This window comes from Streptomyces sp. P5F9, from assembly GCF_057961495.1.
On record NZ_JBXVPZ010000257.1, the window covers coordinates 1 to 13,612 of the forward strand.

Here is a 13,612-nt window from a genome sequence, read left to right on the forward strand (position 1 = left end):
GCCCAGGGGTACGCACCCCCGCCGGCGCCCGCGCCCTCCGTGCACGCCGCACCGACCATCATCGCGCCCATGACCCCGCCCGGGGCGGGCACCGTGCCGCCCCCGGGTCCCGTGCCCGCGCCCTACGGCCAGCCGCAGGCGCCGTACGGACAGCAGGCCCCCGGTCAGAGCCCGCCTCCGCCGCCCGGTTACGCGCAGCCGCAGGCTCCGCACGCGCCGGGCCCGCCGCCCGGCTACGGTCAGCCGACTCCGCCCCCGGGCTACGGCCAGCCGCCCGCGCCTCCGGGGTACGGGCAGCAACAGCCTCCCTTCGGGCAGGTCCCGGCCCAACCCGCTGCCTACGGGGTGCCCTCGGGTGCTCCCCAGGGCGCCGGTGTGTCGGCCGCGCTGGAGAAGTTCAAGGAGACGCCCACCGGGCAGCGCTGGACGCAGCAGAACAAGAAGCTCGTCCGCGTCGACCTCGGCATCGGCGGCCAGCCCGTACTGGCCCGCCAGGGCAGCATGGTGCTCTACCAGGGCAAGGTCGACTTCGGCTACAAGGGCGCCGGATTCGCCGGACGGATCGTGGGCAACGCGACCGGCCAGGAGATGCAGCTGATGCGCTGCACCGGCCAGGGCCAGGTGTTCCTCGCCGAGAACTCCACCCACCTGCACCCCGTCGAGCTCCAGGGGGACGCGATCTGCGTCTCCGCCGAGAACGTCCTCGCCTTTGACGAGAGCCTCCAGTACGAGGTCCGGCGCATCGAGGGACACGGCATCCCCGGAGGCGCGCTGTTCACGATGCAGTTCCAGGGGACCGGCACCATCGTCGTGAAGACCCACGGCTCGCCCGTGGTGCTGCCGGTCACGCCGACCACGTTCGCCGACTGCAACGCGGTCGTCGCCTGGTCCGCGGCCGCCCAGGTGATCGTCTCCAGCCAGGTCCGGATGCGCCGCAACGCCTATCCGGGCGACACCGGGGAGAGCGTCAACCTGCAGTTCCGGGCCGCCCCCGGAAACTTCATCGTCGTCCAGCCGTACGAGGTCTGAGGGAGCCCGTCATGAACCAGCCGCTCGCGGGCTACGCCCCCGCACCCGTCTCCGCCCGCATGGAGAACCACGGCAACAACATGCTGAAGGTCGCCATGCAGACCGGAAGCGACCTCTTCGCGCGCGTGGGCTCGATGATCGCCTACGAAGGCTTCATCCAGTACGAGCCCAACCCGCCGGCCGTGCGCCAGATCGCGCGCGACTGGATGACCGGCGAGGGCGCGCCCCTGATGAAGTGCTCCGGCGACGGACTGCTCTACCTCGCCGACTACGGCGCGGACGTCGTCGTGATCAACCTCAACGGCGACGGCATCTCCGTCAACGCCACCAACCTGCTCGCCTTCGACGCCCACCTCACCTGGGGCGTGGAGCGCGTCAAAGGGCTGGCGAAGTTCGCCGGACAGGGCCTGTGGAACACCAAGATCACCGGCCAGGGCTGGGTCGCGCTGACCTCCCGCGGCAAGCCGATCGTCGTCGACTGCGGCGGCGGCGAGGACGAGACGTACGTCGACCCGGACGCGCTCGTCGCCTGGTCCCCGAACCTCAAGGTGAAGGGCAAGCGCAGCTTCAAGGCGCAGTCGCTGATCGGCCGCGGCAGCGGCGAGGCCTACCAGATGGCCTTCTCCGGGACGGGCATTGTCGTTGTCCAGCCCAGCGAGGACAGCACCGACCGTCTCCGGTTCCGGGGCTGAGGGGGGAATACGACACCATGCAGAGCCCGCTTTTCGCGTTCAACGACTCGCAGTCCCAGGAGCGCTACAGCCTGCAGAACAAGCAGATGCTGCGCATCGTCCTGGAGGGCCACGACGACATCCTCGCCCGTAAGGGCACGATGGTCGCCTACCAGGGGCTCGTCGAGTTCGACGCCGAGTACCAGAACACCCAGCAGGCCTACGCGCGTGCGGCCACCGGCGAGGGCCTCAGCCTGATGCGCTGCCACGGGCAGGGCACGGTCTTCCTCGCCAACCTCGCCCAGCACATCCACGTAGTGGATGTGGAACAGGACGGCCTCACCGTCGACAGCAGCTACGTCCTCGCGATGGACTCCTCGCTGCACCACGAGGTCATCGCCGTGGACAGCCAGTACGGCATCTCCGGCTCCGGGAAGTACCAGCTGAACATCACCGGCCGCGGCAAGGTCGCCCTGATGACCTCGGGCGCGCCGCTGATGATGCAGGTCACGCCCGACAAGTACGTCAACTGCGACGCCGACGCGATCGTCGCCTGGTCCACCGGTCTGCGTGTCCAGATGCAGGCCCAGACGCACTCCTCCGGGGTGTGGCGGCGCCGCGGCAACACAGGCGAGGGCTGGGAGCTGAGCTTCATGGGCAGCGGTTACGCGCTCGTCCAGCCCAGCGAACTGCTCCCGCCGCAGAACGCCGCGATCGGCCAGGGCGTCGCCGCCCAGTTCGGCATGGGCCAGCACGGCGCGCACGCGCAGAACCAGGGCAACGCCTGGAGCTGAGCGTCCGGAAAACCAACGTAAGGGGCGTCCGCCAACGCAGGCGCCCCTTACACGCTCAGCGCTTCCCCCACCCCGCTCAGAGCCTGGCGCGCGTCGCCTCCAGCAATCGTAGGACCGACTCGTCCGCTACGGACGGCACCTCGTCGTAGGGAAACCAGCGTAGGTCGAGGGACTCGTCGCTGATCTCCTGGACGGCGCCGGGGGGTGCCAGCACCGCGTACTGGACGTCGTAGTGGCAGTGGCACGGCGGGGGGATCGGGTGCCGGTCCAGGCGGACCGGGCCGCCCGGCAGCAGGGTCAGTCCGGTGATGCCGGACTCCTCCGTGGCCTCGCGCAGTGCCGCCTCCTCCAGGGAGGTGTCCTCCGGCTCGCAGTGGCCGCCCATCTGGAGCCACATCCGCAGCTTCCTGTGCAGGGTCAGCAGGACCCTGCCGTGCTCCGGGTCGATCACCAGGGCGCTCGCCGTCACATGCCCGGCGTGGCAGGACTTCCACATGCCGTCCGGGTGGGCGGCCAGGTGGTCCAGGTAGGCCTGGCGCAGGTCCGTCTGGTCCTCGTAGCTCTTCAGTACGAGGACCGCGTCGTCGTACAGGCTCACTCGGTGTCGTCGTCCTTGGAGTCCTCGTCCTTCGTCAGGTTCGGCTTCTCCGCGGTGCCGCCCGCCGCCTCGCCGAGCATCTTGTCCAGCTCGGAGAAGTCCAGCTGCTCGCGGTGCACGAAGCCGTCCGGGTCGTCCAGGTCGGAGGCCGTCGGCAGCATGTCCGGGTGGGCCCACAGACCGTCCCGGCCGTCGACACCGCGCGCGTCCGTGAGCGAGGCCCACAGGCGGGAGGCGTCGCGCAGCCGGCGCGGGCGCAGCTCCAGGCCGATCAGCGTGGCGAACGTCTGCTCGGCGGGACCGCCCGTCGCACGACGGCGCCGCAGGGTCTCGCGGAGCGCGTCGGCGGACGTCAGACGCGGCTTCGCGGCCGCGTGGACCACCGCGTCCACCCAGCCCTCGACGAGCGCCAGAGCCGTCTCCAGACGGGCCAGGGCGGCCTTCTGCTCCGGGGTGTCCTCCGGCTGGAACATGCCCTGCTGGAGGGCGTCCTGCAGCTGCTCCGGGTTCGCCGGGTCGAACTGGCCGACCACGTCCTCCAGCTTGGCGGTGTCGACCTTGATCCCGCGCGCGTACCCGTCAACCGCGCCGTACAGGTGCGAGCGCAGCCACGGCACGTGCGCGAACAGGCGCTGGTGGGCGGCCTCGCGCAGAGCGAGGTAGAGCCGCACCTCCTCCTGCGGGACACCCAGGTCCTTGCCGAACGCCTCGATGTTCAGCGGCAGCAGCGCGGCCTTGCCGGCCGGGCCGAGCGGCAGGCCGATGTCGGTCGAACCGACGACCTCGCCCGCGAGAGTGCCCACGGCCTGCCCGATCTGCGTGCCGAACATGGCACCGCCCATGGAGCGCATCATGCCGATGAGCGGGCCCGCCATGGCCTGCATCTCCTCCGGCAGGACGTCACCCATGGCCGCGCCGACGCGCTCGGCGACCGGGTCCACGAGTTCCTTCCACGCGGGCAGGGTCGCCTCGACCCACTCCGCGCGGGACCACGCCACGGCGGTGCCGGCGCCGGACGGCAGCGACGTCGCGTCGTCCAGCCACAGGTCCGCCAGCCGCACGGCCTCCTCGACCGCGCTGCGGTCGGCGGGGCCGATGCTCGCGTCCTTGACGCCGTCCTGCGTGCCCTGGGAGACCGTCTGGCGGGCGATCTGCTTGGCCATGTCCCAGTTCACCGGCCCGCCCTCGTACGAGAGCATCTGCCCCAGCTGCTGGAACGCGGCGCCCAGGTCATTGGGGTTCAGCGAGCCGAACATGGCTGCGAGCGGATTGTCCGCGCCGGGGCCGCCAAAGCCCCCGGCACCGGGCAGGCCGCCGAAACCGAACGGGTTGGCCGGTCCCTGACCACCACCGCTCTCCTGGTCCTTCTTCTTGCCCTCGTCGCCGTCGTCCGGCTCCTCCGGCGGAAGGCCGAATCCGAATGGGGTGTCACTCACGGGATTCCTCGGCTGTTAAGGCCGCCGGTTCTCTCCGACGGCACGACTGCCCTTCAACACCACCCAGCGTAGACACCGCGGGCCGATCGGGCCTCAGTGCTTCGCCGAGACCCGGCCTGCGGCAGGATGGATGCCACCTGGTCCGGACGCGTCACGCGCATCCGTACTGAAGACAACCGCTGGAGACGCCCGGTGAGTTCCCCAGATCCGCAGGTTCGCGCAGCGCGAAACCACTCAACCAGTCCCGCCGTGCGCGGGCCCGTCGTCGCGGTCACCGGCGCAGCGTCCGGGATCGGGGCGCTGCTGACCGAGCGGCTCGCCGCCTCCGAGGAGATCAAGCAGGTCATCGCCATCGACGAGCGGCGCGGCGAGTGCGCCGCGGCGCAGTGGCACATCCTCGACGTACGGGATCCGGCCATCGCGGAGAAACTGCGCGGCGCGGACGTCGTCGTCCATCTGGCGCTCGATCTCGATCTGGAGACCGACCCGGCCGCCCGTTCGGCGTACAACGTCCGGGGGACGCAGACCGTGCTCACCGCCGCCGCGGCCGCCGGGGTCCACCGGGTCGTGCTGTGCACCTCGGCGATGGTCTACGGAGCGCTGCCCGACAACGAACTGCCCCTCTCGGAGGACGCCGAACTGCGCGCCACCGCGGAGGCCACCGGCGTCGGCGACCTCCTGGAGGTCGAGCGCCTCGCACGGCGCGCGCCCCGGGCGCATCCCGGGCTCAACGTCACCGTCGTCCGCCCCGGAGTCCTCGTCGGCGGCACCGACACCGCGCTGACCAGGTACTTCGAGTCGCCCCGGCTGCTGGTGGTGGCCGGGTCGCGGCCCGCCTGGCAGTTCTGCCACGTCGAGGACCTGTGCAGCGCCCTGGAGTACGCCGTCCTGGAGAAGGTCGAGGGCGAGCTGGCCGTCGGCTGCGACGGCTGGCTGGAGCAGGAGGAGGTCGAGGAGCTCAGCGGCATCCGCCGCATGGAGCTGCCGTCCGCGGTCGCGCTCGGCGCGGCGGCCCGGCTGCACCGCATCGGGCTCACCCCGTCCCCGGCCGGTGACCTGGCGTACACGATGTACCCCTGGGTGGTGAGCGGGAGCCGACTGCACGACGCGGGATGGCGGCCGCAGTGGACCAACGAGGAAGTGCTCGCGGAGCTGCTGGAGGAGGTCTCCGGGCGGCACACGGTCGTCGGGCGACGGCTCGGCCGCAAGGACGCGACGGCGGCGGGTGCGGCGGGTGCGACGGTCGCGCTGCTGGGCGCGGCGGCGGTCGTACGGCGGGCACGGAAGGCGCGGCGGCGGATCTGACCCGGCCGGAAGGGCCGGAAGCCACTGCCCTGTAGGAGGCTCCAAACCTCCACACGCGCGTGCCTGGTGAAAGTGCTATTCCGCGCTGTCGGCGGGGTGCGGCACGATGGGGGCATGGCACCCACGATCGACCATCCCGGTGAACAGGCCGCGCAGGATCCCATCAAGCTGATCGGGATCCGGGAGACGCCGCTCTCCGTGGACGAGGTCTTCAAGGCCGTCGGGGACGACGCGGCCGGTGGGATGGCGCTGTTCGTCGGGACCGTGCGGAACCACGACGGCGGGGCCGATGTCGACGAACTCGGGTACTCGTGCCACCCCAGTGCCGAGGCGGAGATGCGGCGCGTCGCCGAGAAGGTCGTCGCGGAGTATCCCGTGCGGGCGTTGGCCGCCGTCCACCGTGTGGGGGATCTCGGCATCGGGGACCTCGCGGTCGTCGTCGGTGTGTCGTGTCCGCACCGGGGCGAGGCCTTCGAGGCGTGCCGGAAGCTGATCGACGACCTCAAGCACGAGGTGCCGATCTGGAAGCACCAGAAGTTCTCCGACGGCACCGAGGAGTGGGTCGGCGCCTGTTGACGTACGCTCACGCACTTCTCACCCGCCCTCCGGTTGCGTAACCGCCCCCCGGGCACGAGCGTTGTCAGTAGTGCTGGCTAATCTGCTGATCAGTCAGTTGAGGTCACTCATCCGGGGTTGGGAGGTCGGCATGGCGGCACTCGCCTGGTTGTTGATTCCGTTGGCGGCTGCGATAGGTGCCGGCGTGTGGGGCAGTTGGGCCAACCGGACCCGCAAGATGCGCAGCGACGGCCCGGAACTGGACGGCTATGCCCGGTTCCGCGAGGCCATGGAGAAGTCCCACTCCGGCACGTGATCGGAAGGCGGCCCTGACGGTGCGCTGACAGACGCGTCCCGTACTGTCGTGCCATGCCACGCCGCACCGCGACGATGCTCGCCTCCACCCTGATGCTGATCGCGCTCCTGTGCGCGGGAGTCCTCATCAACGTCCCGTATGCGGAGATGTCGCCGGGCCCGACGGTGAACACGCTCGGGGACCACGACGGCGAGCCGGTGCTGCAGATCAACGGGCGCAAGACCTACCCGACGACCGGTCACCTGAACATGACGACGGTCCGCGTCACCAGCGCCGACTACAACATGAACCTCATCGAGGCCGTGTACGGCTGGCTCGCCCACGACGACAAGATCGTCCCGCACGACACGCTGTACCCCGACGGCAAGACGGAGCAGCAGTCGACCCAGGAGAACGCCGAGGAGTTCAGCCAGTCCCAGGAGAGCGCCAAGGTCGCCGCCCTGGAGCAGCTGGGCGTCCCGGTGAAGTCCTGGGTGATCGTCTCGACGGTCGTCAAGGGCACCCCGGCCGAGGGCAAGCTGCACGCCGGTGACGTCATCAAGGCCGTCGACGGTACGACGGTGAAGCAGCCCGACGACGTCGCGAAGCTGGTCACCAAGCACAAGCCCGGCGAGAACGTCGTGTTCACGATCGTGCCCGCCAAGGATCAGGCCGCCGCCGTGAAGGCGAACAAGACGGCGACCGCGACGAAGAAGATCACGATCACCACCGCGACCTCCGACGACACCGGCACCAAGCGCGCCATCGTCGGCATCTCCGCCGGAACCGATCACACGTTCCCGTTCACCATCGACATCAAGCTCGCCGACGTCGGCGGCCCCAGCGCCGGACTGATGTTCGCGCTCGGCATCTACGACAAGCTCACCCCGGGCGACCTCACCGGCGGCAAGTTCGTCGCCGGCACCGGAACGATCGACGACACCGGCAAGGTCGGCCCGATCGGCGGCATCTCGATGAAGACGGTCGGCGCGCGCAGCAAGGGCGCCCAGTACTTCCTGACCCCCGCCGACAACTGCGCGGAGGCCGCCAAGGACACCCCCGGCGGCCTCAGGCTCGTCAAGGTCACCACCATCAAGGACGCGATCAGCTCCCTGAAGCTGATCAACAGCGGCAAGACCGACGACCTCCCGAAGTGCAGCACCAAGAGCTGAAAGAACCTCTTCCTGAAACGAGCCTCTTCTTAAGAAGACCTCGCGTACGACTCCGGGGGCGCCCGCAAGCAGAGGGCGCCCCCGGAGTCGTACGCGAGGAACCGGAGTCGTAGCGGACGGCGTCAGTCCTCGAAGGTCGCCGACAGGGCCTCCGCGAGGCCGGGGACCAGGGCGCCGCCCGTGAGGACCTCCGTGGGGGAGTCCTTCTCGCGCAGGCGCAGGGCCGAGTCGCGGGTGCCGTCGCGCAGGACCGCGACCGTCATCCGGACCTCCTGGCGGTCCGGGTGCTGGGCGACCCACTCGGTGAGCTTCTTCCCGCTCAGGCCCTCCGGGACGGAGGCCTCGGCGGACGGCGGCAGCATCAGGCGCTCGACCGTGAGCGCGCAGCCGGCCACCGCGTCGGGCCAGGCGATCGTGCCGAGGAACTCGTCCAGCGGCTTCCCGGCCGGAATTTCCTCCTGCTCGATCGGGGTGAGACCAGTGGTCTCGGGCTCTTCCCGCAGGCCCAGTTGGGCCGCGAGGCCGGGTTCCTGGGCCCGCAGCCGCGCGGTGTCTACCAGGGCGAAGAGGCGAGCGGGCTGGTCCCAGCCGAGGCCCGAGGCGTACTCGTCGATCTCAAGTACGGCCCGGGTGAGCGGGTTCGCTGCCATGGGAGTGTTGGACATGGTCACAATCCTGCCTCGTTCATGGCCGGAATCGGGAACCGAGTAAACGGTGAGTAAGTTGCATAGGTGTGGGCCCGCGATCACGCGGGGCTACGGAGGGTCCGCGACACCGGGGACCTGACGCAACGACAGCGACCAACAGCGAACTTCGAGGTGCGCACCTTGGCTTTCCAGATGCCGGACCGCGGCGGAGGCCCGACAGGGCCGCGGATCAGAGTGGGCCGCCCGTCCCGGCGCGTCCGGACTTTGCTCATGACACTGGGCGTCCTTGCCGTACTCGGCATGGCGTTCACGATGTTCGCGGGCTTCTGGACGGACTGGCTCTGGTACCGGTCGGTGCATTACTCGTCCGTGTTCACCACCACCCTGACGACGAAGATCGGACTGTTCTTCGTCTTCGGCCTCCTGATGGCGGCCGCGGTGGGCGTGAACATCTGGCTGGCGCACCGCCTGCGCCCGCCGCTCAGCGCGATGTCGATGGAGCAGCAGAGCCTCGACCGCTACCGGATGGGCATCGCGCCGTACAAGAAGTGGCTGCTTCTGGCGATCACCGCTCTGGTCGGGCTGATCGCGGGCGCCTCGGCGTCCAGCCAGTGGCGGGTCTGGCTGATGTGGGTCAACGGCGTGCCCTTCCACCAGAAGGACCCCCAGTTCCACCTCGACGTGTCCTTCTACGCGTTCGACCTGCCCTGGTACCGCTTCCTGCTCGGCTTCGGCTTCGCCGCCGCGATCCTCTCGCTGCTCGCCGCCGCGCTGACGCACTACCTGTACGGCGGCCTGCGCATCACCAGCCCGGGCGCGCGCGCCACGGCCGCGGCCACCGGGCACCTGTCGGTGCTGCTCGGGATCTTCGTCGCGCTCAAGGCGGTGGCCTACTGGCTCGACCGGTACGGACTCGCAGTGAAGTCCAGCGACTTCAAGGCGACCGGTGACTGGACGGGCCTCAGGTACGTCGACGCGAACGCGTATCTGCCGGCCAAGACGATCCTGTTCTGCATCGCCGTCATCTGCGCACTGCTGTTCTTCGCCACCCTGTGGCGGCGCACCTGGCAGCTGCCCGTCATCGGCTTCGGCCTGATGGTGCTCTCCGCGATCCTCATCGGCGGCCTGTACCCGGCGATCGTCCAGAAGTTCACGGTCCAGCCGAACGAGCAGGCCAAGGAAGCCCCGTACGTCCAGAAGAACCTCAAGGCGACGCGCGAGGCCTACGGCATCGACGACACCAAGGTCACGGAGTACTCGGGGACGAGCACCACCAAGGACAAGACCAAGCTGCGCTCCGACGTCGGCTCCACGGCGAGCATCCGGATCGTGGACCCGAACGTCGTGTCGCCCACGTTCCAGCAGCTCCAGCAGATCAGGAACTACTACGCGTTCCCGACCAACCTGGATGTCGACCGCTACAGCGAGGACGGCAAGGACCAGGACACGGTCATCGGTCTGCGTGAGCTGAACCTCAACGGCATCCCGAAGAACAACTGGATCAACGACCACTTCCGCTACACCCACGGCTACGGAGTGGTCGCCGCCAAGGGCACCGAGGTCGACTCCGAGGGCCGCCCGGTCTTCACCGAGTCCGATCTGCCGTCCACGGGTGACCTCGGGACGTACAAGCAGCAGATCTACTACGGCGAGAAGACCACCACGTACTCGATCGTCGGCGGTCCCCAGAAGGAGATCGACTACTCCGACGACAGCGGCGAGAAGACCACCAGCTACACCGGCAAGAGCGGGGTCAACCTCTCCAACCCGCTCAACCGGGCCGCGTACGCGGTGGCGTTCAACGAGCCGCAGATTCTGTACTCCGGTGCGATCGGCGAGGGTTCGCGGATTCTGTACAACCGCACGCCCAAGGAGCGCGTCGAGGCGGTGGCGCCCTGGCTGACCATCGACGGTGACGCCTATCCGGCGGTCGTGGACGGCCGTATCCAGTGGATCGTCGACGCGTACACGACGAGCAACGGATACCCGTACGCCTCGCGTACGACCCTCGGCGACACCACGGCGGACTCGCTGACGGCGACGAACAACAACCGCGCGGTGGTGGCCCAGCAGAACCAGGTCAACTACATCCGCAACTCGGTGAAGGCGACCGTCGACGCGTACACCGGTGCCGTCAAGCTCTACCAGTGGGACACCGAGGACCCGGTCCTGAAGACCTGGATGAAGGCGTTCCCGCACACGGTCGAGCCCAAGAAGGACATCTCGTCCTCGCTGATGGCCCATCTCCGGTACCCGCAGGACCTGTTCAAGGTCCAGCGCGAACTCCTCACCCGCTACCACGTGACGGACGCGCAGACGTTCCTCAGCGGCAGCGAGGTGTGGCAGGTCCCGAACGACCCGACGAACCAGTCCAACAGTGCGGTGCCGCCGTACTACTTGAGCATGAAGATGCCGGACCAGTCCGCGCAGGCCTTCTCGTTGACGACGACGTTCACACCGAACGGCAGAGACAACCTCAGCGCCTTCATGGCCGTCGACTCCGAGGCCGGCACCCCGGACTACGGCAAGATCAGAATCCTGAAGCTGCCGACCAGTACGACCGTCGGCGGGCCTAAACAGGTGCAGAGCGCCTTCAACTCCCAACAGGACATCGCGGAATCCATCAAGCTGCTCAAGGGCGGCGACTCCGACATCGAGTACGGCAACCTGCTGACGGTGCCGCTCGACGGGGGACTGCTGTACGTGGAGCCCGTCTACGTACGCGGTGGTGGGCTCAAGTACCCGCTCCTGCGCAAGGTGTTGGTGGCCTACGGGAACAAGACCGCCTTCGAGGACACGCTGGACGAGGGGTTGAACAAGGTCTTCGGGGCGGAGAGCACCACGACTCCGCCACCGGACGAGACCACCACCCCACCGACATCCAGCAATCCAACGGTCCAGGCCGCGTTGACCGACGCCCAGAAGGCCTTCGACGCCGGGCAACAGGCGTTGAAGAAGGGCGACTGGGAGGCGTACGGGCAGGCGCAGAAGGATCTTCAGTCCGCGCTGCGGCGGGCCGAGGACGCGCAGGCCGCGGCCGACAAGAGCAAGGGCAGTGGCAAGAGCACCAGTAGTCCCAGTCCGAGCAGCAGCCCCAGTAGCGGATAGGGAAAAGCCCACCTCACGCCGTGGTACGGTTGCAACACAACGGCGCGGGGTGGAGCAGCTCGGTAGCTCGCTGGGCTCATAACCCAGAGGTCGCAGGTTCAAATCCTGTCCCCGCTACTGATCGCGAAGGCCCGGATCCTTTAAGGATCCGGGCCTTCGCGCTGTGCGAACGCATGTGCCGACGAGGGTGACGGCCGTGCCGCCGGGGGGACTTGGTGAAACCGTGTTTGTGTTGTCTCTCTGTGGGCATGTCGACAAAACGCTGTAGAGACCTCACTGGCTGCGGTATACCAGGTGTACCCAGGTTGCAGGTGGTGCGACGATGGACGTTATGGGGGACAAGGCAACTCTGTTGGATACAGGGCGTTTTGTGCAGCCTTCCGACCGGGACGACACCGGTGACGGGGAGGCTGTCGACGAGGCACGCACACGGCTCGCCGCACAGGCCGGCGACGTCGAGGCGACGAGTGTCCTCGGAGCGATGCTGCTGCGCCGCGGTGATCTCGACGGAGCCGAGCCCCTGCTGCGTGCCGCCACCGCCGAGGGCGACCGGGCCGCGGCCAACAACCTCGGCGTCCTCCTGCACCAGCGCGGATACACCGACGAAGCCGCAGGCTGGTGGCGGATCGCCGCCGTAGCGGGGTCCGCGGCCGCCGCGCACGCGCTCGGCCGGTACCACCGCGAGCGCGGCGACGAGCCCGCCGCCGAGTACTGGCTGCGCCAGTCCGCCGAACAGGGTCACGCGCTGGGCGCGTACGCGCTCGCCGACCTGATGGAGCACCGCGGGGACACCGCGGCCGAGCAGTGGATGCGGTCCGCCGCCGAGCGAGGGCACCGCGAGGCCGCGTACCGGCTCGCGCGAGCGCTCGACCGGCAGGCGCCGCACGAGGACGAGTACGGGGGCGGGGCTGACAACGGTGTCCAATCGGCCCCCGGAACCTCGGGATCCCCGGGCAACGAGGCCGAGCAGTGGTACCGGCAGGCCGCCGCGCGGGGGCATCAGCGGGCCGCGCTGCAGCTCGGGGCGATCCTGGAGAAGCGGGGCGAGCTCAAGGAGGCCGGGCGCTGGTATCTGACCTCCGCCAAGGACGGGGAGGCGCGGGCCGCCTGCGCGCTCGGGTTCCTGCTGCGCGACGCCGGCGACACCGAGAGCGCCGCCGTGTGGTGGCTCCGGGCCGCCCAGGACGGCGACGGCAACGCGGCCAACGCGCTGGGCGCGCTGCACGCCGAGCGCGGTGAGACGCAGACCGCCGAGCGGTGGTACCGGGCCGCGATGGACGCCGGCGACGTGAACGGCGCGTACAACCTCGGGCTCCTCTGTGCCGAGCAGACGCGTACCGCGCAGGCCGAGCAGTGGTACCGGCGGGCCGCCTACGCCGGGCACCGGGAGGCCGCCAACGCGCTGGCCGTGCTGCTGCTCCAAGGCGGCGACGCGACCGGGGCCGAGCCGTGGTTCTCCAAGGCCGCGGAGGCCGGGAGCGTGGACGCCGCGTTCAACCTCGGGATTCTCTTCGCCGGGCGCGGTGACGAAGGCGTCGCGCTGCCCTGGTACGAGCGGGCGGCTGCGGCCGGGCACACCGAAGCGGCGTTGCAGGTCGGGATCGCCCGGCTTCGGGACGGGGACGAGCGGGAGGCCGAGCGGCATCTGCGGTGTGCGGCCGGTGGGGGGAGCGCGGAGGCCGCTTATCGGCTGGCCTCGGTGCTTGATGCCCGGCGGCCGCCCGCACCCGCGCATGAGCTGGGTGAGCAGGTGCACGAGAAGACCGAGTGCGAGGAGTGGTACGAGCGGGCGGCTTCTCAGGGGCATCGGCGTGCGCAGGTTCGGGTCGGGATGCTGGCCGCTGCGCGGGGCGATGTCGTCGAGGCGGCTCGGTGGTACCGGGAGGCTGCCGAGGCCGGGTCTCGTAACGGGGCGTTCAATCTCGGGCTGTTGCTGGCTCGGGAGGGGAGTGAGCCTGAGGCTGCCGTGTGGTGGGCTCGGGCTGCGGATGCGGGGCATGGG

At 69.6% G+C, this 13,612-nt stretch carries 12 protein-coding genes and 1 tRNA gene; 10 read left to right on the plus strand and 3 right to left on the minus strand.

What is annotated here, in order from left to right; genetic code table 11:
* The 3 genes from AC31A1_RS32140 to AC31A1_RS32150 form a co-directional block, all read left to right on the plus strand.
* A partial coding sequence (locus AC31A1_RS32140) for an AIM24 family protein (RefSeq protein ID WP_489656703.1) occupies window positions 1-1,029 on the plus strand: 1,029 nt, incomplete at its 5' end.
* 11 nt (window positions 1,030-1,040) lie between these two features.
* Window positions 1,041-1,721 (plus strand): AIM24 family protein, encoded by a 681-nt coding sequence (locus AC31A1_RS32145; RefSeq protein WP_329349496.1) that lies wholly within the window; start codon window positions 1,041-1,043, stop codon window positions 1,719-1,721.
* A gap of 17 nt (window positions 1,722-1,738) precedes the next feature.
* A complete protein-coding gene (locus AC31A1_RS32150; RefSeq protein ID WP_489656704.1) occupies window positions 1,739-2,494 on the plus strand; it encodes an AIM24 family protein in 756 nt (251 codons plus the stop codon).
* 76 nt (window positions 2,495-2,570) lie between these two features.
* Here AC31A1_RS32150 and AC31A1_RS32155 read toward each other — a convergent pair whose 3' ends face one another.
* Entirely contained in the window at window positions 2,571-3,092 is a 522-nt protein-coding gene (locus AC31A1_RS32155; RefSeq protein ID WP_489656705.1) for an NUDIX hydrolase, read from the minus strand.
* Complete coding sequence (locus tag AC31A1_RS32160) at window positions 3,089-4,528, minus strand: zinc-dependent metalloprotease (protein ID WP_489656706.1); 1,440 nt, start codon at window positions 4,526-4,528, stop codon at window positions 3,089-3,091. Before AC31A1_RS32160 ends, AC31A1_RS32155 begins: the two co-directional genes overlap by 4 nt.
* Window positions 4,529-4,720: 192 nt before the next feature.
* On the opposite strand from AC31A1_RS32160, the gene AC31A1_RS32165 reads away from it, so the two are divergent.
* The 4 genes from AC31A1_RS32165 to AC31A1_RS32180 all read left to right on the plus strand — a co-directional run bounded on the left by AC31A1_RS32165 (window position 4,721) and on the right by AC31A1_RS32180 (window position 7,855).
* Complete coding sequence (locus AC31A1_RS32165; protein WP_266772347.1) at window positions 4,721-5,833, plus strand: SDR family oxidoreductase; 1,113 nt, start codon at window positions 4,721-4,723, stop codon at window positions 5,831-5,833.
* Window positions 5,834-5,947: 114 nt separating this feature from the next.
* A complete protein-coding gene (locus tag AC31A1_RS32170; protein WP_489656707.1) occupies window positions 5,948-6,409 on the plus strand; it encodes a molybdenum cofactor biosynthesis protein MoaE in 462 nt (153 codons plus the stop codon).
* Between the two features lie 130 nt (window positions 6,410-6,539).
* Complete coding sequence (locus tag AC31A1_RS32175) at window positions 6,540-6,704, plus strand: hypothetical protein (RefSeq protein WP_393763280.1); 165 nt, start codon at window positions 6,540-6,542, stop codon at window positions 6,702-6,704.
* A 53-nt stretch (window positions 6,705-6,757) separates the two neighbouring features.
* Window positions 6,758-7,855 (plus strand): YlbL family protein, encoded by a 1,098-nt coding sequence (locus AC31A1_RS32180; RefSeq protein WP_489656708.1) that lies wholly within the window; start codon window positions 6,758-6,760, stop codon window positions 7,853-7,855.
* A gap of 122 nt (window positions 7,856-7,977) precedes the next feature.
* Here the strand turns inward: AC31A1_RS32180 and AC31A1_RS32185 are convergent, their stop codons facing one another.
* Complete coding sequence (locus AC31A1_RS32185; protein WP_405843947.1) at window positions 7,978-8,520, minus strand: PPA1309 family protein; 543 nt, start codon at window positions 8,518-8,520, stop codon at window positions 7,978-7,980.
* Between the two features lie 174 nt (window positions 8,521-8,694).
* On the opposite strand from AC31A1_RS32185, the gene AC31A1_RS32190 reads away from it, so the two are divergent.
* From AC31A1_RS32190 to AC31A1_RS32200, 3 genes are all read left to right on the plus strand, one after another.
* Window positions 8,695-11,610: a UPF0182 family membrane protein gene (locus tag AC31A1_RS32190; protein WP_489656710.1), complete on the plus strand. Its 2,916-nt coding sequence runs from the start codon at window positions 8,695-8,697 to the stop codon at window positions 11,608-11,610.
* 43 nt (window positions 11,611-11,653) lie between these two features.
* Window positions 11,654-11,727: transfer RNA gene (locus AC31A1_RS32195), tRNA-Met, on the plus strand.
* Window positions 11,728-11,932: 205 nt separating this feature from the next.
* A partial coding sequence (locus tag AC31A1_RS32200) for a tetratricopeptide repeat protein (RefSeq protein ID WP_489656709.1) occupies window positions 11,933-13,612 on the plus strand: 1,680 nt, incomplete at its 3' end.